Below are 23,211 nucleotides of genomic sequence, written 5' to 3' on the forward strand. Positions count from 1 at the left end.
GTGCCGTACACGCTCGGAGCAGCGTTCGACGACGCGGTCGCCGAGCTGCGGGCCGCCACCCGCGCGCTCCCGGACATCGCCCGGCCCGGACAGGTGCGCACATTGCTGTTCGAAGTGCGGTCGTTCTTCGGCGTTCTCCGGAGCTACCCCGACACCTTCGCGCGGGATGCCACAAGCGTGCCCGGATCGACGACGACGATGGGGCGCGCCCTCGCCGACATCCGTACCTGCTTCTCGTCCGCCGAACTGAGTCTCGCCGAGGCTCACCGGCAGTCGGTCGCCCTCAGCGGACCTGCCGGGGAACCGGGCCACCAGCTGCAACGGGCCGAAATTTCTCTCCGCGTGTCGCAGGATTTGCTCAACAGCCACCGTGGCCCCGACGGCGAACCGCTCAGCCCTTACCTCCACGTGCTCGCCACCGCGCAGGCACAGCGGTACGTATTCCGTCGCCTCACCGACCTGGCCTGGGAGACGGGCCACCTGACCGAGGCACTGTCCAGGCGGAGCGACAACCCGGGCGTGGCGGCCGCGTTGTCCGACGCGCGGCGAGCGATGCACCAAGGGGTGGTGCTCGGCAGACAGGCGAACCAGGGCGTGATGCCCGAGTTCGGTGAACTGCCTCTGCTGCCGCCCCTGACCGTAGGGCCCACGGAGCCGATCGAGTCGATGACCGTTCCCGAGCGAATCGCCCAGGACTGCGACCGGTTGGTGCGCGCGATCTTCGAGACAGCGCGCGGCAACGGTCCGGTTCTGAGCGGTTCCGATCTCCAACAGATCGGAACGAGCTTCGCCTTCTCGCACCTCGCGACCGGCCGGACGCTCCTGCACGTGGCCGGGGAACTGCCCGACACGATGCAACAGCAGCTCCGCCGAACGGCCGGGGCCCTGCGTGAGGCCGCACAGCGCTGGCAGCACACCACGCACTCGTTCCACCGGATCGTCGACATCGCCGACCCCCGCGAACGCCCCGCCCTTCCGCGCTACACCTCGACCGACGTCCGCGCCGGCCGGGCCAACCCCATGCCCAGAGCCGAACGCCACCGGGCAACGTCCATCGCCGAACGCCTGAGCACGAGCCTCGGCCACCTGCTCTACGGCGAACAGTGGCAACCCAGCGCCCCACGGCCCACGCCGCGCACCGCCCGCGAAATCACCTCGGAGATCGGCGGCACCGGCGCCCTGATCCGAGCCCTGCACCAGCCGCTGTCCGTCGCGCAGTACCTCACCGACGCAGGGCCCCACCTTCTGGAACGCGCCAGGCACACCCTTGTCACCGATTCCGCCGACCACCGCCCGCCGGCCCCAGCACGCCGCCAACGCTGGTACCCCGCCAGCGAGCGCCAACTGGACCTCCTGCTCGACGCCATCCACAGCATCACCCCGGCAGTGGACACGGCCGCAGCCGCACTGATCGGCGACGCCCGCACGTTCGGCACCGACCTCCCCCGGGCTCGCCTCGACGCCACCACCCGCCGGCTCTACCGCCCGGGTCCACCGGAACGCACGGTCCCTCAGGTCGCGGGAATCAACGCCCCCGCGGAAGGCAAGCCCTCACGGCCGACCGAGCCGCGCCACCGACAGCGCCGAATCCGCCGCGACATCGACGCCGAACTCGTCGCCGCCCTCCAACGCCCCCGGCGCCCCGAACCCGCCGCCCGTCCACGCTCCATTGCCCTGGACCGCTGACCGCATGGGCCCCGCCGGCCTCCTCGTTCTCATCGCCGACCGGACCGTCCCGGCAACCGCCGCCCGCGAAAGCCCCGGCCGGTACGCGCGGCTGCTCGGCCGTGCGAAGACCGAGGTCGGCCACGCCGCCTGCCTGTGCCGCACCCCGCCCCTCCGGCTGGTCATCCGCGTCCGCTCCGGCCGCCATCACCTGGCCGGCTGGCCCGGAGAAGGACACGAGCACGCGCCCTCCTGCCCCTTCCACAAGATGCACCCCACGCTTTCCGGCCGGTCCCACTACGCCGAAGAAGCCATCCGGGAGAACGAGGAAGGCACCGCCGTCCGTCTCGCCACCCCCCTGCTGACTCGACAGGACGCGCGCCGCAAACCGTCCGCGCCCTCCCCAACCACCACGGACTCCGGCGCATCAAGCTCCCGCCGAACGGTCGGGCTTCTCGGCCTCATGCACCACCTCTGGGAATCGGCAGGGCTCACCCATTGGCAGCCGACCTGGCACCGCACCTGGCCGACATGCCACGCGCGGCTACGAGAACAAACGGACGGCTGCACGGTGAACGGCCAACGCGACGTCCTGTACGTCGTCCCCCCGTACCGCCCCGCGAACGCCGCGACCAACGCCGCTTCCTTCGCCGCGTTCCACAACCGCCTCGGCCGACGCCGCACCCACGAGCGCCGCGGGCTCATCCTGGGAGAGATCAGGGAAATCACGAAGACCCGGCAGGGCGAACGCCTCGCCTTGTGCCACCTCCGCGGTGGCCTCTTCTCCTCGGCACGGCTCGCCGAACGCACTCGGCGTTCCTACCGCGCGGCGTTCGCCGGCACGCCGGCCGAGCGCGCCGAGCATTCCGCGCGGCGGATCGTTCTCGCCGTGGTCACCCGAAGTACCAAGGGCTACCTCGTGGTCGAGGACATTGCGGTGATGCTGACCACAACCCGCTATATCCCGGCGGACTCATCCCACGAGGTACGGATGGCCGATGCGCTGACCGCCGCGGGCCACAGCTTCGTGAAACCTCTCCGCTACGACGTGCGGGCCGACGTCTTCCCCGACTTCGTCGTCACGACCAATCCGCGACGTCCGGTCTACGTCGAGGTCTACGGCATGGCCGGCCTGGCCTCCTACCGCGAGCGCAAGCGCACCAAGCAGGCGCACTACCGGGCGCGGGGCATCCCGGTGCTCGAGTGGGACACGACGGAGCCGATGCCACGGCTCACCCGATGACGGGGCGGCCGGCGCACCACCTCGCCGGATCAGGGCAGCAGCAGGTTGCCCTGTCCCTTCTGGATGGCCCCGGTGAACGCCCGGTAGTCGTCCTCGGACAGGACGAGAACCTGAGCTTCAGGATCGCCGACGTCCTTCGAATCGCGCAGGGCGACGACTCCGTCGACGAAGGCCACCTGGAGGCAGTTGTTCGTTCCGTTGCTCAGCTCGCTCTTGACCCATACCGCTTGCGAAAGGTCGACCTTCGCGATCATCTTGACTTTCCCCAGATTCGAGCGTGCGGGCGTCTGGACCCGTCCCCCATGCGGCGGACCGCCTCGCCACCCCGGCGGGCATCCGTACTGACGTTCCAGAGACTATGTGCCCCGGCCACCCAGCGCTGACGCACGCCCCCGAGGTCAGTCGCACATGGCGAAGCGTTCCCCCACTCCACCGCCTCAGAGCTGCTGCATCAGCTCGCCGATGAACTCGCGCGAACGCTCCCGGCTGAGCGCCAGCTCGCGCATGCGCCCGAAGCTGGTGTCGTACGGCAGCAGATCATAGTCCTCTTCGAGATACGCCATGCGGGTCATCGACTCGACAGTGACGATCGGATCTCCGGCGTCGAACTGGAAGATGGTGAACTGCCCGTCGACTCCGGGATGAGCTCCGGCGCTCGTCGGGATGACACGGAAGTCGAGGTTCGGGAGCTCATCCATCGCCGTGCAGACGGCATGCAGTTGCCGGCGAAGGGGCTCGGCGCCGCCGACCGGGCGGCGGAGCGCACCCTCCTCGACGATGCACTCGACGGCGAGCGGATTCTCCCGCCGCAGAACGCGCTGCCGTTCCATGCGCAGTTCGACGAACGAGCGCACCTGGCGCGCACTCTGGTGCATCACCCCGGCGGTGATCAGCGCTTGGGCGTACTCCTCCGTCTGCAACAGCCCCGGGACCACCTGCGCCGTGAAGATGCTGGCACGAGCGGCGATCTCCTCCAGTTCGAGGTAGCCGACGAACGGGTCGTCGATCGCGTCGGAGTACTGCGTCAGCAGCGTGCTGCGCCCTTCCGAAGACGCGAGCGCGGCCAGCTTCTTGACCTCGTCCGCCTTGGCCCCGGTGAGTTTGTAGGCCGCCAGGTAGTCATCGAGCTTGTCCGCGGGGATCGGCCCCTTGCCCAGCTCGATCCTGCTCAAGGTCGCCGTCGAGACGTCCACCTGACCGGCGGCGGTCGTGAGCGTCAGGCCCGCTCTCTTCCGAGCCGCACGAAGGGTTAACCCCAGCCTCCGACGCATGAGGTTGGGCTGCGCCATAGGTGATCACTTCCTCTCAGCGGAGACTCTACAACCACGCCTGGGTGAAAATTTTCATGAGACTTGTCATGAGAGATCGCGGCGGCCATGCTGATTCCGACACGCCCCGCAGCCTTCGAGTTACGGGTGGTGAGTGTCGTTGCTGCCGTGCGCCACAGCGCCGACGTGGGCAAGGAGGTTCGATGTCTGTCACCGGACGGATGGTTGACGACCTGGACGTACGCGCCTGGGCCTTAACGGCCAGCGCCCACGAGGTCGGGCGGTGGCGCCGCGTCGTCGGCGAGGTGCTTGTCGAATGGGGGGCGACGGACCCAGCGGTCGAGTTGGCCAAGCTGGGCGTGTCGGAACTGCTGACGAACGTCGTGACGCACGTCGATTCGGCGTTCTGCTGCCTCGTGGTGGCCAGAGCCGAGCGCGAGGCCATCGTTCAAGTCCAGGACTTCTCGCCCACGATGCCGCGGATCGTCGAGCCCGACTGGACCCGGGAGTCAGGGCGCGGGCTATGGCTGTTGCGGCAGTTGGCCTGCCGGTTCGGCGCTCAGCGGACGTGCATCGGCAAGATCATCTGGTTCGGCTGTGAACTCGCACGTCAGGAGGACGCGGTCCGGTGATTCGCCCCCAGAGCATTGACCGAGCCGTGGCCGGGGCCGAACGACGAAACGATCGGCAACCGATACCCCATCGCCGCAGAGGAGTGAAACCAATGACGGCCGATACGCACATGAGCGTCGCGCGGGCCCCGGAAACCCCCGCTCCCTTACCGACCAAAGAACCGGCGGGAGTTGGCTCACCCCAGGGCGCCGCCAGGCCGATGTCCTGCATTCCTCACGGCACTGCCCGGGTCGGGTTCGTCATCGGAGAACCCCGCGGCATCGACGAGCACCCACCCCTGCCCAGCCGGGCTGAGATCGTCGCGCAAGTCCTCGTCGGCTGTGCCCTCATCCTGTCTCTGGCCTTGGCGGTGGTGCTGCGATGAACGGCCGCGTTCTCGTTTCTGTGGAGATCGACGTGCGGGAAGTGCGTGTCGGCGATCAACTCATGATCGGCGGCCAACCTTTCACCGTCCGGGACATCACATCCCTGGCCGCCGGCCGCAAAAAGGTCGACTTCGCGAGCGGCGAATCCCTCATCATGCTCCCCACCACCATCCTGTGGGCCGCCCGGCACATCGACCCCCGCATTACCCGTCGACGCCGCTCGCACCCCGGCGCAAGGTGAGACGAGCCAATTCGTGGCGACGCCGCCTATCCCCGAGAAGGCCGTTGGGGTATTCCGCGCGTGGACGTCGATGCGGCCGGAGGCGCGGGCGGTACGTTCTCGTGCGAACCTCTGGTGTTGGTGCCCGCAGGCAATGAATGACTTGCCCGCCCGCTCGCCCGCCTGGCCGTACGACTCGTTGCGCAACTGTGCTACCTGGTCCAGCCGGAGCCAGACAGGCTTCTCGGCATCCGGCGGCAAAGAGAGGGGCTGGCGCCTCGTCGGTGGTCTCGGCGAACGCCCGGAACGAGTGCGCTTTCGCTCCGGATGAGGAATTGCAGGGCCAGGGCTGGCGGTAACGCAGCGACGGGCTGTGCATGCCGCCCAGGCCTCGCCCGCGTGTACCACGCTGCCTTCAAGGCCCACCGCCCAGCACGTCTCCGGAGTACCCGGGCTTCTCGAACTCGTTCACTGCCAAGGGGAACCGGGCACGGTTCGGCATACTGGTATGCGCGGAGCGGTGCATGCCTCGTGCCGCGGGCGCCCCGGGATCAGCCTGTCGCGCATATGCGGGGCGGCGTTACGCTGGCTCGCGGAGGCTGACAGTTCGGGGGCATGCGTGGCGCGGTTGGTTCGTCAGCAGTCGTTGGAGCCGAGGATTGAATACTACGGCTTGTGCTTCCAGGAGGAGGACGATGCGCTGTCGCCCGCGTTGTATCCCGAAGGTGTGACCCACGGGGACGGATTTGTCACCGCTTGCGAAGGTCGGGTGGACATTCGCAGCGCTGGCCATACACACACCGCAGCGATGATGGTGGAGGTGTGGGACGGCTGCCCTCCCCTGGAGGAGCGTGCCCGGGAGGAAGTCGCCGTCCGTGCAGCGCTGGAAGGACCGGTCAGGGGAGTGGAGCAGTACACGGTGCGGCTGTGGCCCACGGAGTGACGGACCGGCGCGAGCCCTGAAGGAACCCGCGCCGCCCGGGCGGTCAGGTGATCTCTACGTCGAAGCCGTCATCAGGCCTGTCGATCACCCGGTTCTTGTCGTAGAACTGCGCGAGGAGCGTGCCCGCATTGCCGTCCTCAGTTCTCAAGAGAGGGCGGCCTGAGCAGTCGGCGGTGGGACGGACGGGTCGTAGTTCGCCATCGCCGTGATGACGCCACAATGATGCCGCGGGTTTCCACCGCGGAGATGGCCTGCGTGAGCTGACCGCACACGACGCACTCGTCCGAGCCGCAATGATGCCGCGGGTTTCCACCGCGGAGATGGGCTCGCCGCTGATCGCGACCGTCCTGGGCGGCAACCGGCCGCAATGATGCCGCGGGTTTCCACCACGGAGATGGCTCCAGCCCTTCGGCGGAGAGGACCATCGACCCCGCGCCGCAATGATGCCGCGGGTTTCCACCGCGGAGATGGCGTCGCGTACCGAGGCCGGGCCGGCCGACGCGGTAGCCGCAATGATGCCGCGGGTTTCCACCGCGGAGATGGCTGGACACCCAGGAGGCGCGCCGGCTCACCGAGGACGCCGCAATGATGCCGCGGGTTTCCACCGCGGAGATGGACGGGACGCTTCCGGGGACGCGATTCACGATCAAGCCGCAATGATGCCGCGAATTTCCACCGCGGAGATGGGCCGACGAGCACGACGAGGTGGCCGCCGACCTGTGGGCCGCAATGATGCCGCGGGTTTCCACCGCGGAGATGGTTCTTTCCTTCTCATGTTGGCCACCAACCATAAGCCGCCGCAATGATGCCGCGGGTTTCCACCGCGGAGATGGGCCGTCGTCGGAGCCGCAGGCGGCGCGGATGGTGTGGCCGCAATGATGCCGCGGGTTTCCACCGCGGAGATTGGGCATTTGACCTGGGGGTATCGCGCTGGGTGACGGTGGTTCGCGCTGCTTGTCGGCCCCATAGTCGGTCATCTCCGGCATTTTCCTTCGGTGCGGTCCGGGGTTTCTGTGTGTGCTTGGGGTTCGGAGGCAGTCGGGGGCCAGGTGCGGTGGGCGGGTTGGAGGGGGCCTTGGGATTTGCTGAGTTGGGTGCGGTGGGTGGTGTAGATGGCGGTGATGCCGAGGTTGGTGAGGTGGGTGTGAGGTGGGTTGGGGTGGTGGAGGAGGGGGTGTTCGAGGAGGGTGGTGATGGCGGTGGTGCGGAGGGGTGGGTGCCAGGTGGGCCAGGTGAGGGTGGGGCCTTGGGGGGTGGTGGTCCAGGCGGTGGTGTTGCTGTGGTGGCCGTTGCCGGTGAGGCGGAAGTGGGCGAAGGCGTGGAGGGCGAGCCAGGTGGCTCCGGGGACGCCGTGTTGGGCTGGTTGGCCGTCGGTGTGGAGGTGGGCGGGGCCGTGGGAGTGGTGGTCGAGGCTGGCGCCGGCGTAGTCGGGAACGCGGGCCCAGGCAGTGAGGGCGGCTTTGAGGTGGTGTGGGTCATCGGTGCAGTGGGCGGCGGCCTTGGCCCAGTTCTGGCGCAGGGTCATGCGGCCGGATGGAGCGAACAGGGGGGTGATGGTGGTGTAGTGGTGGCCGTTCTTCTCGTCGGTGTGGCACTGGTTGGTCAGGGCGGTGAACCAGCGGGCCTGGGGGGCGGCGGTGTCGCGTTCGGTCTGGGTGTAGTGGGCGAGTTGGTGGTGGGCTTCGTGGGCGGGGATGCGCAGGGGTTCATTGGGGGAGCTGCGGTTGGGGCGGGTGCGGGAAAGGATGCCGGGGGCGAGGGGGAGGGGCTCGTTTTCGGGGTCGTTGGGGAGTTGTTGTTGGAGGTGGTGGGCGAGTTGGTCGTGGGTGAGGGGGTGTGTGGTGTGGAGGATGGCGGGTTGGGCGGGGCCGTGCCAGGAGAGGCCGGTGGCGGGGTCGAGGGTGTGGGTGGTCAGTTCGAGGATGCCGAGGGCGGCGAGGAAGCCGAGTGCGCTGTCGGCGCGGAGGGCGGGGAGGGTGAGTTGGTGCATGGCGGGGTCAGGTGCCTTCTTCTGAGCAGGCCATGTCGGCGAGGCGGAGGATGGTTTCCAGCAGGGCCAGGCCCCAGGGGCCGTAGCGGTGGTTGAGGGTGGTGAACCGGTGGTGGCCGGCCCAGTCGGTTCCCATGGCGCTGGTGTTGACGGTGACGGTGCGGCCGTCGGGCATGGTGCAGGTGACGTCTAGGGGTTCGGGGTCGGTCACTGGAGGGAGGAGGGGGCGGGAGTGGCCGTGGTGGGCGGCGACGAGGTGGGTGATCAGGTCGTGGTCGGTGTCGGCGGCCGCAGGTGGGTGGCTGGTGAGCCAGGTGTGGACGGCGGCAGCGCTGAGCGCTTCATGTCGTAGCTGGGTGGGCCAGTTCGCCAGGCGGGCTGCGCGCCGGCGGGCAGCGCGGTCGGCGGGGTCCATGCCGGACTTGGCCAGGGGCCGGTCGAGGGACTCGGCGAGGAGGGAATCGCCGCCGCAGAGCATGCACTGGAATCTCGGGTGCGTCTTCCCGATGTCGTGGGCAGATCCGGCGGTTTCCATAGCGGTGATCAGCGACGGGGGGAGATTCAGGGCGCTGGCGAATTCGCCGGTGCGGTCGGCGACCGCGGCGCTATGGGTGGGCAGGTCGACCGTGCGGGTCAAAGAGCTGGCGTCGGCGTCGTCATCACCGAGGCCGACTTGGGGTTCGCGTCGGCCAGCTGGCGGGCGGGGCGGGGCGAGAATGAGGCGGTCGTCGGCATCGATGACGATCCTGCCCGCGCCCTGGGGCATCCGTGGCCGGGAAATCTCCCAGGCCGAGACGTCCCTGAGGAACTCCAGACGGTCGGTGAGCAGGTGGGTGAACCGCGCCTCGGGACCCGGGGCGGCGGCGAGATCGTGCAGTCGGTTCAGCAGGGCGTGCACGTGAGCGCCGGGTGACAGCGGTTCCTCCGCCACGTCCTCGGTCGGCTGTCCCTGTTGTTGTGCCGGTTCGTCGGGGTTGCCCCGGAGGCGGCGGATGGCGGTGGTGATGGCTGAATGGGCGGTGTCCTGGCCTGTGGTGTCGAGGTCGAGCAGTGAGGCGAGGACGCGGGCGTCCAGGCGGGTGGCTGCCGTGGTGGAGTGGTGTGGGAAGTCGCCGAGGTCGGGCACTTTCTGTTCGCCGGGCCGGCCGGTGAATCCGTAGGCGTCGTGGCCGCCCAGGGCGGCGGGAAGCAGGTAGATGCCGCCGGGGACGATGCCGGCCGCGTCCGTGATCAACTCCCACGGCCGGGCAGGGTCGTCGCGGGTGTCGGGCGGGTTCCACCGGACCAGGCGGGTGGTGAGCGTGCCCGGTGTCGGCTGCTCGTCGGCGTGGGTGTCCATGTCGCTGAGCGCGGGCGCTGTGCGCTCGGCGCCCACCAGGCGGCGCAGGTGGGCGGCGGGCAGAGCGAGGAGTTCCCGTGCGTGGGGCCCGGGCATCGCCGACTGGTTCGGGTCACCGTGGGTGGGAAGGTCGGCGCGCCAGGCGATCTGTACGTCTGGCGGTGCGGTGGCCAGTCCGTGCAGGAACGGCTCCAGTTCCTGGTCGAAGGGGGTGTAGGGGGCGGGCTGGGTGCGTGCCCAGGAGTCCAGGAGGGTGGCGTGGATGCGGGGGATCTTCGGCGCCGCAGCAGTCAGCTCCTGTGGGTCTCGTTCTTTGAGGAGGGCTGGGAGAGTTGCGGGGTTGACCTCCAGGCCGCCGGCGAGGGCGTGGTCGAGGTCTTCGGCCGTGGTGTCGGCGAGGCGTAGGGGCTGGTGGTGGTGGGTGAGCCAGGTCCAGGTGTGTGCGGCGGCGGCGCCGTAGACGGGGATGTCGTCTTCTTCGCCGGGTTCGGGTGCGTGGCTGCGGACGACGGCCGCGGGGGCGTGGTCGAGGTGGCCTTTGCGGTTGAGGCGTCCGAGTCTTTGGACGAATGCATCCAAGGACGCTGTTTCGGTGCACAGGGCGGCGAAGGAGATGTCCCAACCCACTTCGACGGTCTGGGTGGCCACGACGACCAGCGGCCGTTGCCGGTGCGGTGCGGTGCCCGTCATGAGCTCGTTGAGCAGGGGACCGGCGAGGAGTTCGTCACGTTCGGCAGGTCGGCAGCGGCCGGTGAGCAGGACGGTGTCCAGGTCGGCGCGGGCGGCCAGCCGCTGGTGGGTGGCGCGGGCGGTGGCGATCGTGTTGGCGATCACGCCGATCACCGGATGCCGGGCCGCGGCGAGGAGGGGATCGAGGAGCTGCTCCGCACTGCGGGCGAATGCTTCCGTCGGTGTCTTGGCCGTGCCCGTGGCCTCGATCGTGGTGATCCTGCGTGCGGCGTGCAGCCGTGCGCGGGCGATGGGGTGGTGCCAGTCGGCGTCCGGAAGGGTGAAACGCGGCCGGGCGGAGGCGGCCTGGGCGGTGGCGGAGAGACTGACGACCCGCACCGCCCGCCCGGCCAGGGCCGGAACGGTGGCGGTGGCCTGGTAGGCGGCGCAATCGGTGGCGGTGGTCAGCAGCGGCAGGGCGATGTGGGCCTCGTCCACTGCGAGGAGCGCGTCCATCCCGCACAGCGCGGCGTCGACCGGCCGCATCGTCGGGCTGGTGTGGTAGCCGCGGAACAGCAGGCGGCTGCCGTACTGGTCCACGGTCGCGGTCACCACCGCCGGCTGGGCCGGGGACGCCAGCCAGCGCGAGGCCCAGTCCACCCCGCCCCGCATCCGCACCACCTGAAGCGGCGCGCCGCCCTTCAAGGAGTTCAGCGCTTCGGCCACCGCGGCCAGCGCACTGCCCTGCTTCGCGGTGGTCAGGCGGGCGGCGAGGCGCTGAGCGTGGTCGTGCGCCTGGTCGACGACCAGGCGCCGGTCGACGACGAAGAACAGCCGCAACGGCACTGTGCGCGGACGGCCGTTGGACTGCTGCCAGGCCAGCAGAAACGCCCACATGTCGATCAGGCTGGTCTTGCCCAGCCCGGTCGGAATATCCAGGTCCAGCCAACTACCGCCGTCCGCGACGTGCCTGACGTATTCGCGCTGCCAGGCGAACGCCGACGGCTGCTCCGGGTGCTCATTGCACGGCTCAGCGCACGTGGCGGTGCAGGGGGTGTTCGCCTCGTAGAAGAAGTCCGCGAACTTCGACAGCTCCAGGCTCACCGCGCCACCTCCTCTCCCGCTCCCGCGGGCAGGCACAGGCCCAGGCCGAAGTTCCGCTTGCTGCCCAGCACCACCGGTCCGGACAGCGGCCGCTCGAACCGCAACCGCACATGCCGGCCCGGCAGCGGCGGCTCCCCCGCCTTGCGGCGCAGCGCCGATCCGGGGAAGTCCCGCGCCCCTGCCACCAGCGCGCCCGTGCGCATCACCTCCACCTCCACCGGCTGCGGCAACCCCGCCAGGCGGCAACTCGTGGCGACCGAGGCTTCGATGCCACGCCCGTTGCGCTTGGGGAAGCGGTCCAGCACCATCGGCAACGCGGTCGACCACACCCGCGAGGCCCGGGTCCACGTCCCCGGGCGCACCGTCCAGCGCGCCACATCCCGCCCCGCCGCCGGCCCCACATAGGTCAGCGCCACCGGCCGCGGCATGCCCGGGACCGCCAGCTTCGTCAGCCCGCCCCCGGCGCGCAGCAGAACCGCCAGCACCGCCCGCCGCTGTCCCGGCTCAAGGCCCCGGGGAAGAGCCACCCCAACGCCCCGCAACCGGCCGTCCGACCGGGGCTGTCCGACGAACGGCAACGCCAGATACGCCACCGGCCGCACGTTCTTGTCGTCGGTATGGCCGTGCACAGCCGTCATCGCCCGCACATCGTGCCCGCATGCGTCCAGCGTGCCCATCACCTTCTCCCGCAGCGACCCGGCCACCCCCATCGTCACCACCGGGTCCAGCGACACCCCTGGGCCGAACGCGAACGTCACCAGATCCGAGAACGGCCCCTCCACCGCCTCCTCCACCACGTCAGCCACCCGGGCGTCGCCGCGGGGAACGTAACGGACGGAACCGGCTGGCTGCTGCCAGGACGGCTGCCCCGCCTCGAACGCAGCCCGCAGCCCGGCGAGATACCCCGGACAGGGCACCCGCAACTCCACCGAGCCAAAGGCTGGAGCCGCTCCTGGGGTCGGCTCCCACACCTGCCACTCCTCGCCCGCCTCCAAGTCGCCAGCCGCGGCCACCGTCGCGTTCAGCAGCACGGCCCCCGACGCGCGGCCCAGATACGGCACCGCCCGGGCCAGCGCCTCCAGCACCGCCCGCACCCCACCCGGCGGCTCCGCCTCCCACATGAATGCCAACTCCGGCCGTTCCAGCGTCCGCTGCGGCCACGTCTTCGCCTCCGCGCCATTCGTCCGCCCCGGCAGAAACGCGTGGGAAGGCACCAAGTCCTTCTTCGTCACGGCTGCATTCGTCGGCACCCACGCAGCCCGCGGCGAATCCGCCTCCGCGCTCTGCGCCGGAACACGCACCACCGGCGGAGGCTGTGCCTCCAGCCAGCCCAACGCCGCACCCTGCACCGGATCCTTCGGATCGGCCACGGACACCAGCGCGCAGAACAACCGCGCCGGATGCGGCGGCCGCTCCGCACGCTCCCTGCCAATGGCGGCTGCCTGATAAGTCGCCTCCAGCAAATGCGCCCCGATCACGAAAGGCACCGCTACTCGCCCTCCGCCTCGCCGGCCCCCGCCAGCACGAACGACTTCACGATGGCTTTGTGCAACTCTGCGTTGGGGTGCACGACGAACGGCTCGGACGGCCACTCAAGCCCCACCGCCCGCGCCCGCTCCAGCGCGATCCCGAACAACTCCAGCGCCTCCTGCTGCGTGACGACCTCCAGCGGCTCGGTCGCCGGCCGGCCGTCCCGCCCCCGCATCACCCACTCCAGCCGCTCCGAAGCCAGCACCAGATCACACCCCGACCGCAACCGGATCGCCGGAGCAGCGAACGCCAGCCGATCCCCCAACAACGCCAGCGCCCCCAGCAACGCCCGCCCCGCCGCCGCGAACTCCTGCGTGACATCACCGAACCGCAGCGCCGCCAGCTGCGCCATGCTCACCGTCGCCGACCGCCGCACCCCCGTCACCGTCACTCCTCCGATGCCCTCAGACGGCGGGATCATCCCGTGCCCCAGAGCCGACATCTTCACGATCTTCGCGCCCTTGGGGGCCTTCTCCCCGTTCAGCGAAGCCCAGCCGCCCTCCGGCGTCAGCCGCACCGTCTCCCCTGCCAGGTTCAGCGCATCCACCCGCCCCGCACCGCGCACCGAATCAAGTGGCGCCACCCCCACCATCTCCGAGGCGTAAGCCCGCGGCACCTTCACCTGAATCCGCCGCTTCCGGTGCGAATCCCACACCCCGTACACCAAATCCGAAGGCACCCACCGCAGATACGCACCCACATCCCGCGCACTCGCCGTCCGCAGGGCCACTCCCGGCTCCGTGTCATCGAACGCGCAATCCGAACCATCCACCGCGTCACGGAAATACGCATCCCGGGAACGGTGCGGCGCATCCAGATTCGACACCCGCACCGCCACCCCCTCCGCCTCCGTCACCAGCACCAGATGCGGCACGAACACCTCCCCCCGCTCCACCGCCCCCAACAACGCCGTCTCACACCGGTTCGCCTGTGACTGCCGCTGATCCAGCAACACCACCTGCGTCGGCTCCCCCTCCAGCCAACGCTTCTCCCGCAGATACCCCGCCGCATCCGTCGCCGCCAGCTTCACCGTCGGCGGAAACACCGGAGTCCCCGCCCCCGCGACCGGCTCGTACTCCGCGGAGATGCGTACCGCACCATCCCCCGACCGAAGACTCGCCGCGGCCAACAACCGCTCATAGACGTCCTTCATGGAACCCTCCCGAGCTCAGCGCACCCAACTGGATGCGAGCAGTAGATCAACCACCACTGACAGTCTCCGCACGGGCGATTCGGCAATGCCCCCGACCAGCACCAACGGGACGGAGCGCGTGAGTGCGCGAAATGGCGACACGGCGTGGGAGCCCTCAGAGGTACAGCAGGGTGCCCCCACGATTCGAGGGGGCGGGTCGGCGTTACAACCGCGCCGGGTCAATCGCGAGTTGACCAGTGGTCGCCAGCGCCGACTGCATAGAACAATTGGACGAGCCGCCGCAGGTCCCTGCCTTCCAGACGCAGCGCAGGGGCCTCACCCGCAGGTGAGGCCATGAAGACAGATCCGGCGCAAAGCAGGCACGGCCACCTGTATCGCCCAGCGATAAAGCCGAGGTCAGTGACCGAGGAGATTATGTTGCGCGTGGTGACCGCCAAGCTATCGCCGCCACCGCAATAAAGCCGTGGCCCGCGGCCACGGAGACAGCGCAGAGCTGACCTGGTTGTGGGGTCAGGCACTGCACGCCGCAATGAAGCCGTGGCCCGCGGCCACGGAGACAGAGGCTGCGTTCGGGCAGTGGCCCGTGCTGGGCCAGGCCGCAATGAAGCCGTGGCCCGCGGCCACGGAGACAGCCCTTCCGACCAGGCGCTTTCCCAATGCTGGCGCAGGTTCCTCCCGGCAACCTCGGAGCAAATGCTTGCAAATTGGACATTATCCTTCGGTGCGCCTCGGCGTGTCTTGGCTCACTTGGGGTTCCGAAGCGCTGCACGACGCCAGGATCTCAGCCAGCACTGACAGAGTGTCGCCCGTCGGAGCTGCTCCACAGCCAAGAGGAGGTCGGCCGCACGAGCACGCGTGCAGGTCCTTCCCCAGAGAATACGCGGAGAAAATTCTTGGCCCATGGCTGACGATGCCGAGTTCATACAGATCAACACGGGGTCAGCGAGTGATAGGACGTGTGTCTTCTCAAAGCGTGTCCTATGTGGTCAGGCGGAGTAGGTGTTCGTAGCAGCACAGAAACGCGGCGAGGCCGAGAAGGGCCAGGTAGTTGCGGGGGTCGTGCTCGTAGCGGGTGAGAGGCGGCGGTGGCCGGATAGCCAGGACGTGGTCGCTCTATCGCCCGTCGGTGACGTTCCAGGCGCTGACTGGAGTCGACTCCCTGGTGCGAGAGGCGGACCGCCCGGCCGCTGGCCTCGCATCCTTACTGCACAGATCAGGGCGGTGGCAAGCCTTGTCGGCGTGGACCTTGCCTGGCCGGTGGTGCCGGTCGCGATCGGGGTCGTTTCTCGATTGGAGACCGGCCAGGAGCGGCTTGGGGCCCTCGCTGTCGTGGACGTTGCCATGACAGGCAGCCCGCTGCGGTCGGACAGGTCGTGCATCCTGGAACTCGACTCATCCCGGTCCGCGGGGCTCGGACCTGTGTGTCCGCCCGTTTTTCGCCTGCGCGTGGGCGGTGGTCAGCATCACGGAGGTCCCGTAATCCTCGGCCGGCTTGTCGAGCACGGCCTGGTGCGATCGTGCCAGACCCCGGTCCTGGCCCAGATCAGGAGCCGGCGGTGGGCTGCGGACTTGGACATGCCAAAGCAGGGCGGCAGTTGCCGCCGGGCATACCCGCTGGACAGCACGTAAAGGATCGCGGCGAGCATCGCCTGATCAGGGCTGTTGCGGACGTGCACGGGAAGACGGCAGCAACGGCCGCACCAACGTTCACAGCCCTTCCGGGACGATTCGACCGCACTGGCCGCTGCCCATGCACCGACAACAACCAACTCCTCACACCGGACATGGTCTCAGTGCTTCAGGGAAACGGTTCTACATTCCTCAGCTGCCCGCGCATCAACTGCGCTCGCTGATTGATCGGTTGGCTGTGGTGGCTGTGTAGCGCGGGGGGAGTTGGTTGTGGTGGCCGCGGTGGCAGGGGGAGTTGGGGCCGAGGGTGGTGGTCATTCTGCGGTGGAAGTGTTCCATGTCGTCGTGCCAGCGGCCGATGTAGGCGGGGGTGGTGGCGGTGTAGACGTCGATGCGGGTGAAGGCGAGGGCGGCGAGTTCGTAGGCGATGCCTTCGTGTTGGTGCCAGCAGGCGGGGATGACTTGTTCGTCGGTCCAGCCGTAGGTCCAGTTGAGCCATTGGGCGACTTGGTCGAGCCAGAGCCAGACGGTGTCCTCGATCGTCGGCGGGAGGGAGCACAGGTCCCAGGGGCGGGGTGTGTCGGGGAACGGCTCTTCCGGTGGCTGTTCCAGCAGTTCGTGTACCGCGTCCGGGAGCGGGGGCCAGGGGCGGAGCCTGGTCACGGTGTGCTCCGTTGCCAGGTGTGGTGGTGGCGTTGGCGGGTGGTTCGGCGGGCTCGCTGTGTTCGTGTCCGGGTGCGGTCGGCGAGTGCGCGGATCTCGGTGATTTCGTCGGTGATGCGGGGCCAGTCCGGGTGGGACGACAGGGCAGGTAGTTCGACGAGTACGGGGGGCAGGTTCCCGGCGAGGAGGAGGGCTTGGCCGGCGGCGATGTCGAGGTGCTGGATTTCGTGGGTGCGCAGGACGGGTTCGCGGTCCAGGTTCAGGGATCGGCTGGTGCCGGTGGTGCGGCGCCCGGTGGTCTCCTTGTTGACGGTGGTCGAGGTTTTGAAGACTTCTGCTGTTCCGCAGAGTTCCTGGAGGTCTTTGAGGAGGGTGACGTCGTGGGAGCCGCCGAGGATGAGGGTGTTGTTGGTGATGGCGGCGAGTTCTTTGGCGACATCGCGTCCGAAGCGGGATTCGGCTGAGGCCCAGCCCTGGAGGAGGTAGATGATGCACAGGCCGCGGCCCCGGCCGTCGGCGACGCGTTGGCGCAGGGAGGGCAGGGGGGCGATGTTGGGTGCTTCGTCGAGGGCGACGATGAGTGGGGGGTCGAGGCGGCGGTGGGGTTTGGTGACGGCGAGGTGTTCGGCGCGGTCGAGGACGTCTTCGGTGATGGCGGTGACGAGGGGGGAGATGGTGGAGTGCGCGGAGTCCTTGCCGAGGAGGTAGAGCGTTCCGTCGGCGTTGAGGAGTTGTTCGATGTCGGTGGCGTGTTCGGGTGGGATGTCGACGGCGTCGATGACGGGTTGGTGGGCGAAGGCGGCCAGGGCGTGGGCGAGGGTGGAGCGGGTGTTGCCGATGGCGCGTTCGTCGCCGGTGGTGGCGTCCAGGAGGCTTTCGGCCCATTGGGGTCCGGCGCCGGGGTGGTGTTCGAGGATGCGGCGGGGGGCGGGGTCGGCGGGGCGTTTGGCCCAGCGCAGGACGTGGCGCCAGGTGGCGCCGTCCAGGGCGGCGGCGTGGATGAGGCAGGAGAGCCAGGTGCCGGCGAGGTGGCGGTAGTGGGCGGCGCCTTCGTCCTGGGCCCCGGAAGTGGTGGTGGTGCGTGTGCCGGCGATGAAGGCGCGTCCGCGGAGTTCGGCGGTGATCGTGTCCTGGGCGCCGTGGAGGGGTGACCAGCGCAAGGGCGGTTGTCCGGGGGCGAGTTCTTGGGGGTCGAGGGTGAGGACGGGGCCGCGGTGGCGGCGTGCGCCGAGGGTGAGTTCGATGAGGTCGGGTTTGGTGGAGGTGGCCAGTGCCGGGCCGGGGACGTCGCGCAGGAGGCGGGCGAGGAAGCGGAAGGTTTTGCCCGAGCCCATGGGGCCGATGACGCGCAGGGCCTGGTCGTAAGGGGAGTACAGGGGCATGCGGCCGCATTCGGGTCGGGTGGCGTGGCCGAGGAAGTAGCCGTATTCGGTGGGGGGTCGGGTGTCGTCGGTCACCGGGGCGTCGTTCCTTCCGGGCCTGGGGTGAGGCTGGGGCGGACCTGGGTGCCGGCCCGGCGGACGGCGGTTTCGGACAGGTGGTTGGTCAGGTCGTCGGGGGTGGCGAATCCGGCGTGTGGTGTCGCGGGGCGGGTGGCGGCGTTCGGACGGTGGGCGAGATGGCCGCGCAGGAACGCGACGGCGCAGATTCCGGCCAGGGCCAGGAGGGCAGCGGCGGTCGCGGTGGTCGGGGTGAGGGGGAGGCCGTTCATGCTGCGGGGCCTTCGGGCGGGCTGTGTCGGGGTTTGCCGGTCATGGCGTGGTCGGTGTTGGTGATGTGTTCTTCGAGGGTGGTGCGGAGGTGTTGGACGATGCGGGCGGGTTCGTGGCCGATGCGCAGGATGTGGGTGCCTTGGGCGAGGGTGGCGAGTTGGCTGCTGAGGGTGTCGGGGAGGCGGAACTGGGTGAGGGCCTGTGTGGCGTCGTCTTCGCGGGACTGGCGGTAGAGGTGGATGATCCCGGCTTCGCGGATCAGGGACATGGCGTCGGAGTCTTCGTGGATGTCGCTGAGGTGGTGGACGACGGTGACGAAGGACAGGCCGATGCCGCGTCCGCGTTTGGCCAGGGATCGCAGGACGGAGGCGACTTTCTCCAGGCGGGCGGTGTGGTAGCCCTCTTCGAGGATGATCAGGCGTCGGCCGTCGCGGTGGGCCCAGACCGCGGAGAGGAAGGTGGCCACCAGTGCCATGACCAGGGACAGGGCGGGGGAGTCCTCGGGCAGGGCGGAGGTGTCGAAGACGATCAGGCCGGCGTTGAGGTCCAGGTCGGTGCTGGTCTCCTGGTCGATGAGTCCGGAGAGGTCGCCGGTGACGAAGCGTTCGAGGTCCAGGGCGAGGTCCAGGCCCCATTCGATGACGGTGCGGCGGGTGACGATGTCCTCGGTGTGCAGGTGGGGGCGGGGGATGGCGTGGTGGGCGGGGTCGTAGAGGGCGGTGATGACGTCGTGGAGGGTGGCGACGCGCTGGGCGGTGCGGGCGCGTTCCAGGGCGGTGCGGTGGGCTGTTCTGAGGGCGTAGCGCTGGCGTGAGGTGAGGGGGTGTTCGTGGGCGTGTTCGGCGACCATGAGCAGGAGGCGGTCCTGGCCGACGCGTCCGTCGCCGCCGGTTTCGGAGGTGGTGGAGATGCGGGGGTCCAGGAGGTTGATGGCGGTGCCGCCGGTGCGGGCGAAGCGGACGGGTGTGATGCCGCATTCGGTGGCGGCGTGTTCGTATTCGCCGCGGCCTTGCTGGTTCTTGCGGTCCAGGACGACGACTTGTTTGCCGCAGGCGACCTGGCGGATGCAGTACTGGGTTTTGACCAGGGAGGATTTGCCGGAGGAGATGTCGCCGAGGATGAGGACGTTGGGGCTGGTGATGCGGCCCTGGTCATACAGGGCGTGGGGGTCTGTGGTGACGGGCTGGCCGGTGGCCAGGTCGACGCCGGTGATCGGCCCGGCCAGCGCGGGGTGGGTGGCCACGACAGCGGGGTTGAGGGCCGCGGCCTGCCGGGTGGAGGTGAAGATGGTCTCCTCGGCCAGCTCGCCGCGGCCGAGGGCTTCGCGGATGCGGCCACGGGGGCGGGGGGTTGGTGGGGTGGTGGTCATGTCTTGATTCCCCGGGCGAGCGGCATCGTGGTGAGCAGGGCGTGGTGGTGGCGGTGGGTGTGCCAGCGCAGGCGGGTGATGCCCGCGTCCTCGGCCGCGGCGATGACGCGGGTGCGGGCGGCGGCGAGTTCGGCGGGGGTCGGTGCGGACAGGTGCACGCGCACGGCGGGGTGGGTGCCGCCGACGACCGGGGTGAGCAGGTCTTCCAGTACGCGGCGGGAGGAGGACATGGATGCCTCGGCCACGCCGGTGGAGACCTGGCCGCGGCGGCGTTCGCCGTGCCGGTCGGCGGTGTCGTAGGTCAGGGCCAGCCGCGCCCGTTCCCGCGCGGGGGCCTTCGCGATCAGGCGCCACTGGGTCTGGATGGTGCGGATGGTGGCGGGGTGGATGCCGGTCACGAGGTGTTCCATCCAGCGGGCGGTGACCGGCTGGAGCGGCCATGCGTCCCGCGGGACCGTGGCGATGGCGTGGTGCCAGGGGCGGTGGGTGCCTTCGGTGCGGACCCAGTCGCGCCCCGGGGTGCGGACCTGGTTCCAGCCGTCCAGCGTGCTGTGGATGCCGTCGAGGTCGTCGATGTCCCGGTCCGGGTCGTGCAGGTGCCGGATCAGCGCACCGAGCCGCCGCGGGCCCAGAACCGCGCGCAGCGGGTGCCCGGCGCGGCCGACCCGCCCGACGACGTCGCCCAGCACAGTGAACGCCGCCGCGCACAGCGCGTCCTCGCCCGCGTCGGCGGTGGTGGTGGGGAGGCGTTCGGCCAGGCGGGGCAGCGGGATGCGGACGGTGGCGAAGCTGCGGTATTCCTCGGTGGTCCCGGCGGCGTAGCCGGCCAGCTCGGTCATGGAACGCCGCAGCCGCGGCGGCGTCCCCGGGGCGAGCAGGCCGTTCATGTGGGTGCGGTAGGAGTCGGGGTGGACGGGCAGCACGCGGGTGCACACATCCAGCTGGTCCACGGGCAGGTTCGCGCCGGCGAGCCCGCCCAGGAGCCGTTCGAAGAGGTACCCGGCGGCGTTCACCGCCCGGGTGGGCAGCAGCCCGTCGCCGCCGCCGGTGATCTCGAACGTCGCCGTCAAATACCCGCTGCTCCACGAGCGGCCTGCGTGGTCGCGGTGGTGGACCAGGCACATCGGCGAGGTGGGCGCGGCCTCCGGCGCGTAGCTCAGGGCGCGGATCTCACCGACTTCCGGCGGCAGACCGGCCCCGGGAACGAAGTCCGGCCGTCGCCCCGCCTTGCTCGCCACACGCCACTCGGCCTCGTCCAGCAACGCGCCCGCCCAGGAATCCCCTTCAGCGGTGGCGCGCCGCAGGATGAACCATCCGGCCGCCGCGCCCAGCAGGCCCGCGGCCAGGACGAGGAGGGATTGGGTGGTGAGCAGCAGGAGCAGCCACACCACCAGATACACCGCGCCGGCCGCCACCTGGACGGGGGCCACGGCCCCGAACAGGGAACGGCGCCGCGTCTCACCCCCGAGCACGTAGGTGCGTTCCGCACCGTTCATCGTTCGTCCTCCTTCTTCTCGGGGGCTGGTGTGGTGGGGATGTTCGGGTCGGCCGGGTCCGCGCCGCGTGGCACGGTGGCGGTGGTGGTGCCGCCGCCCGGGTCCGGTGGCCCGCCGAGTTGGCGCGCGGCAACGGCGCCGCCTCCTGCGGCGGTTGTGGTTCGTTGGTCCGGGGCGGAGCCTTCGGCCCTGTCGTCTGCCTGGTCCTCGTCGTCGTCCGCGCCGTCCTGGTAGTGGCGGGAGGTGCCGATGCGGCTGGCGCGTGCTTCGAAGCGCTCGACGACCGAGGCGGTCATCTCCCCGGCCGAGGGGTGCACCAGCGCTCCGTGCACTGCGGGGTCCATCGCGCCGCCCGCCGGGCCGGTCAGGGACATCAGCCACATCGCCACCACCGGGAAGGCGTCGATCATCAAAAGGCCGACGAGGAGGAACAGCAGCACGCTCAGCCCGTCGTCCTCGGGCCGGTCGTGCAGGACGGTGTCGAAGGCGGCCCAGATGGTGTGGAAGAAGAAGTAGATGAACGCGGGCAGCAGCATCAGGCCGCCCAGCAGCGCCGCCAGCCGCCGCAGCGCCGCCGACCAGGGCGGATACACCCAAGCGACCAGCACCAGCGGGACGAGCAGCGCGGCCAGGTGCAGCCCCCACTGCGCGAGGGCCAGTTCGATCAGCGTGACCAGGCCCAGGCACAGGATGCACAGGAACAGCAGCAGGGCGAGCACCGTTCCGCCGAACACGCCCCAGTCCCCGGCCTGTTCCACGATCAGGTCCATCAGCCGTTCGACGGCGTTGCCCGCATGCTCGGTGCCCTCATCCGCGAAGGCGCGCGCGAGGTGGTTGGCGGCCAGCTGGAGTTCGAGCAGGATCACCGGCCCGGCGGAGATGAGCGGCACGACGAAGACCAGCCGCCAGCCGGACTGCCGCAGCAGGTCCGCGCCGCTCGCCGAGGACCCCGACGCGGCGAACCGCCCGGTGATCCACACCAGCAACAGCGCGAGCAGCAGCAGGGACAGCCCGAAACTGGTGGCGTACTGCGAAGCCCACCACTCCTGGTCGAACGCCGGCTGGGACACCTCCTCGCCCACGCCCTGGATGTAGGACAGGAGGCCGACGGTCGACTCGGCCATCCCCTTGACCCACTCCTCCACAAAATTGTCCGGAACGACGTCCGCCAGCGCGTCGGTCACGGCGTCGACCTTGGAACGGTGAACGTCCCCGAGATATCCGTAGACCGAGGAGACACCGGGGATGTTGTTGAGGGTGGAGCAGGCCAGTTCCCCCAGCAGGGCGCCCTCGCATTCGTCCTGCTCGGACTGCTCGGAGGCGCCCGCTGCGCCCGCGCAGGTCAGCGCGAGCAGCACGGCCAGAAGTGCCCCGATGGCCGCGTGCCGTGCCGTGCCGGCCGGGCGGGTCACCACGGCAAGCCCGGTGGCGCGGCGGGGGGCAGCGGCTCGTCGGTGGCGTCGGCGTACAGTTCCCAGTCCTCGCCGAGCAGTGCCAGCCGTTCGGCCAGCGGAACCACGGGGTCTCCCGGCTCGGGCGGCGTGATCAGTTCGTCGAACGGGCCCTGGAGCAGCTCGCCTACGCGCCAGTCGTCGCGTTCCCACCGCAGCACCATGCGGCCCATGAGCCACCGCGCACGGGCCTCGTCCCCGCCTCGCGAGGCGTCCGGTCCGGCCAGGCAGGGCATCCAGTGGTCGACCACCGCGCGGTCCGCGGTGAACGCAACGGTCCGGTAGGCGCCCAGTTCCGGGCGGCAGTCGGCCGCGGACCCGTTCGCCACCGCCGCCTCGGCGTCCTCATCCAGCCTGGACAGCGAGGGCGGGTCGGTCATGGCGTCGCGCGTGTAACGCCACCGTTCGAAGGACGTCATCCGGTACAGCTCGGCGACCGAGGCGAGGTACGAAGCCCCGGCTTCCACCGCCCCGGCTTCGGTCCGCGGGAAGCCGCGCGGCAGGCCCGAGACGGTCCGGGTGGCCTGCTCGGCAGCCGCGGTGGCCTCCCCACGAGGCGGTTCGACCGACGGGACAGAGGGACTGGCGGAGGGCGGGCCGCTGTCCTCCGCGGTGTCCGCGGACCCGCCGTTCTTCCACAGTCCGAACACGACCCCGGCCGCGACCAGCACCACGCCCGCGGCCATCACGGCCACTACCTTCCAGCCGCGACCGCGCCACCACGGCCTGCCGTTCCCGCCCGGCACCTGGGAAGGGGGATGATTCATGT

At 70.0% G+C, this 23,211-nt stretch carries 18 protein-coding genes and 1 pseudogene; 5 read left to right on the plus strand and 14 right to left on the minus strand.

What is annotated here, in order from left to right:
* Window positions 1-1,686, plus strand: a complete 1,686-nt coding sequence (locus RM779_RS30060) for a hypothetical protein (RefSeq protein ID WP_311620947.1) — start codon at window positions 1-3, stop codon at window positions 1,684-1,686.
* A 4-nt stretch (window positions 1,687-1,690) separates the two neighbouring features.
* Window positions 1,691-2,908 carry a DUF1173 family protein gene (locus RM779_RS30065; protein WP_311620948.1) on the plus strand — a complete coding sequence of 406 codons (1,218 nt, stop codon included), beginning with the start codon at window positions 1,691-1,693 and terminating at the stop codon, window positions 2,906-2,908.
* Between the two features lie 29 nt (window positions 2,909-2,937).
* Here the strand turns inward: RM779_RS30065 and RM779_RS30070 are convergent, their stop codons facing one another.
* Together RM779_RS30070 and RM779_RS30075 are read right to left on the minus strand one after the other, a co-directional pair.
* Window positions 2,938-3,162 (minus strand): DUF397 domain-containing protein, encoded by a 225-nt coding sequence (locus RM779_RS30070; protein WP_311620949.1) that lies wholly within the window; start codon window positions 3,160-3,162, stop codon window positions 2,938-2,940.
* 183 nt (window positions 3,163-3,345) lie between these two features.
* Window positions 3,346-4,197: a helix-turn-helix domain-containing protein gene (locus tag RM779_RS30075; RefSeq protein WP_311620950.1), complete on the minus strand. Its 852-nt coding sequence runs from the start codon at window positions 4,195-4,197 to the stop codon at window positions 3,346-3,348.
* A 182-nt stretch (window positions 4,198-4,379) separates the two neighbouring features.
* Between RM779_RS30075 and RM779_RS30080 the strand changes: the two genes are divergently transcribed.
* The 3 genes from RM779_RS30080 (at window position 4,380) to RM779_RS30090 (ending at window position 6,337) form a co-directional block, all read left to right on the plus strand.
* The gene (locus tag RM779_RS30080) at window positions 4,380-4,808 is read left to right on the plus strand and encodes an ATP-binding protein (RefSeq protein WP_311620951.1); all 429 of its coding nucleotides are present in this window, start codon (window positions 4,380-4,382) and stop codon (window positions 4,806-4,808) included.
* A gap of 361 nt (window positions 4,809-5,169) precedes the next feature.
* Window positions 5,170-5,415 (plus strand): hypothetical protein, encoded by a 246-nt coding sequence (locus RM779_RS30085; protein ID WP_311620952.1) that lies wholly within the window; start codon window positions 5,170-5,172, stop codon window positions 5,413-5,415.
* 787 nt (window positions 5,416-6,202) lie between these two features.
* Entirely contained in the window at window positions 6,203-6,337 is a 135-nt protein-coding gene (locus tag RM779_RS30090; RefSeq protein ID WP_311620953.1) for a hypothetical protein, read from the plus strand.
* 973 nt (window positions 6,338-7,310) lie between these two features.
* On the opposite strand, the gene RM779_RS30095 is transcribed toward RM779_RS30090, so the two are convergent.
* From RM779_RS30095 to RM779_RS30150, 12 genes and pseudogenes are all read right to left on the minus strand, one after another.
* Window positions 7,311-8,327, minus strand: coding sequence for a type I-G CRISPR-associated protein, Cas3-extension family (locus tag RM779_RS30095; RefSeq protein WP_311620954.1), 1,017 nt, complete (start codon window positions 8,325-8,327; stop codon window positions 7,311-7,313).
* A 7-nt stretch (window positions 8,328-8,334) separates the two neighbouring features.
* Complete coding sequence (gene cas3g, locus RM779_RS30100) at window positions 8,335-11,439, minus strand: type I-G CRISPR-associated helicase/endonuclease Cas3g (protein ID WP_311620955.1); 3,105 nt, start codon at window positions 11,437-11,439, stop codon at window positions 8,335-8,337.
* Window positions 11,436-12,926, minus strand: coding sequence for a type I-G CRISPR-associated protein Csb2 (gene csb2, locus RM779_RS30105; protein ID WP_311620956.1), 1,491 nt, complete (start codon window positions 12,924-12,926; stop codon window positions 11,436-11,438). The genes cas3g and csb2 overlap by 4 nt, the downstream gene beginning before the upstream one ends.
* Window positions 12,927-12,928: 2 nt before the next feature.
* On the minus strand, window positions 12,929-14,122 hold the full coding sequence (cas7g, locus tag RM779_RS30110) for a type I-G CRISPR-associated RAMP protein Csb1/Cas7g (RefSeq protein ID WP_311620958.1): 1,194 nt from the start codon (window positions 14,120-14,122) through the stop codon (window positions 12,929-12,931).
* A gap of 978 nt (window positions 14,123-15,100) precedes the next feature.
* Window positions 15,101-15,826 (minus strand): annotated as a pseudogene (locus RM779_RS30115) (IS5 family transposase).
* Window positions 15,827-15,958: 132 nt separating this feature from the next.
* Window positions 15,959-16,414, minus strand: a complete 456-nt coding sequence (locus tag RM779_RS30120) for a hypothetical protein (protein WP_311620959.1) — start codon at window positions 16,412-16,414, stop codon at window positions 15,959-15,961.
* Window positions 16,411-17,871, minus strand: a complete 1,461-nt coding sequence (locus tag RM779_RS30125) for a type IV secretory system conjugative DNA transfer family protein (RefSeq protein ID WP_311620960.1) — start codon at window positions 17,869-17,871, stop codon at window positions 16,411-16,413. Before RM779_RS30125 ends, RM779_RS30120 begins: the two co-directional genes overlap by 4 nt.
* Window positions 17,868-18,125, minus strand: a complete 258-nt coding sequence (locus RM779_RS30130; RefSeq protein WP_311620961.1) for a hypothetical protein — start codon at window positions 18,123-18,125, stop codon at window positions 17,868-17,870. The genes RM779_RS30125 and RM779_RS30130 overlap by 4 nt, the downstream gene beginning before the upstream one ends.
* Window positions 18,122-19,495: a hypothetical protein gene (locus tag RM779_RS30135; RefSeq protein WP_311620962.1), complete on the minus strand. Its 1,374-nt coding sequence runs from the start codon at window positions 19,493-19,495 to the stop codon at window positions 18,122-18,124. Before RM779_RS30135 ends, RM779_RS30130 begins: the two co-directional genes overlap by 4 nt.
* Complete coding sequence (locus tag RM779_RS30140) at window positions 19,492-20,991, minus strand: hypothetical protein (protein ID WP_311620963.1); 1,500 nt, start codon at window positions 20,989-20,991, stop codon at window positions 19,492-19,494. Before RM779_RS30140 ends, RM779_RS30135 begins: the two co-directional genes overlap by 4 nt.
* On the minus strand, window positions 20,988-22,406 hold the full coding sequence (locus RM779_RS30145; protein WP_311620964.1) for a hypothetical protein: 1,419 nt from the start codon (window positions 22,404-22,406) through the stop codon (window positions 20,988-20,990). The genes RM779_RS30140 and RM779_RS30145 overlap by 4 nt, the downstream gene beginning before the upstream one ends.
* Window positions 22,400-23,209, minus strand: coding sequence for a hypothetical protein (locus RM779_RS30150; RefSeq protein WP_311620965.1), 810 nt, complete (start codon window positions 23,207-23,209; stop codon window positions 22,400-22,402). Before RM779_RS30150 ends, RM779_RS30145 begins: the two co-directional genes overlap by 7 nt.
* Window positions 23,210-23,211 lie beyond the last annotated feature (2 nt).

The organism is Streptomyces johnsoniae (assembly GCF_031845565.1).
Classification (GTDB): Bacteria; Actinomycetota; Actinomycetes; order Streptomycetales; family Streptomycetaceae; genus Streptomyces; species Streptomyces johnsoniae.

Bases quoted from the DNA above. Each gene is read 5' to 3' on its own strand.
- RM779_RS30065 (WP_311620948.1), top strand. From the start codon at position 1,691: ATGGGCCCCGCCGGCCTCCTCGTTCTCATCGCCGACCGGACCGTCCCG.
- RM779_RS30070 (WP_311620949.1), bottom strand. From the start codon at position 3,162: ATGATCGCGAAGGTCGACCTTTCGCAAGCGGTATGGGTCAAGAGCGAG.
- RM779_RS30075 (WP_311620950.1), bottom strand. From the start codon at position 4,197: ATGGCGCAGCCCAACCTCATGCGTCGGAGGCTGGGGTTAACCCTTCGT.
- RM779_RS30080 (WP_311620951.1), top strand. From the start codon at position 4,380: ATGTCTGTCACCGGACGGATGGTTGACGACCTGGACGTACGCGCCTGG.
- RM779_RS30085 (WP_311620952.1), top strand. From the start codon at position 5,170: ATGAACGGCCGCGTTCTCGTTTCTGTGGAGATCGACGTGCGGGAAGTG.
- RM779_RS30090 (WP_311620953.1), top strand. From the start codon at position 6,203: ATGATGGTGGAGGTGTGGGACGGCTGCCCTCCCCTGGAGGAGCGTGCC.
- RM779_RS30095 (WP_311620954.1), bottom strand. From the start codon at position 8,327: ATGCACCAACTCACCCTCCCCGCCCTCCGCGCCGACAGCGCACTCGGC.
- cas7g (WP_311620958.1), bottom strand. From the start codon at position 14,122: ATGAAGGACGTCTATGAGCGGTTGTTGGCCGCGGCGAGTCTTCGGTCG.
- RM779_RS30130 (WP_311620961.1), bottom strand. From the start codon at position 18,125: ATGAACGGCCTCCCCCTCACCCCGACCACCGCGACCGCCGCTGCCCTC.
- RM779_RS30135 (WP_311620962.1), bottom strand. From the start codon at position 19,495: ATGACCACCACCCCACCAACCCCCCGCCCCCGTGGCCGCATCCGCGAA.
- RM779_RS30140 (WP_311620963.1), bottom strand. From the start codon at position 20,991: ATGAACGGTGCGGAACGCACCTACGTGCTCGGGGGTGAGACGCGGCGC.
- RM779_RS30150 (WP_311620965.1), bottom strand. From the start codon at position 23,209: ATGAATCATCCCCCTTCCCAGGTGCCGGGCGGGAACGGCAGGCCGTGG.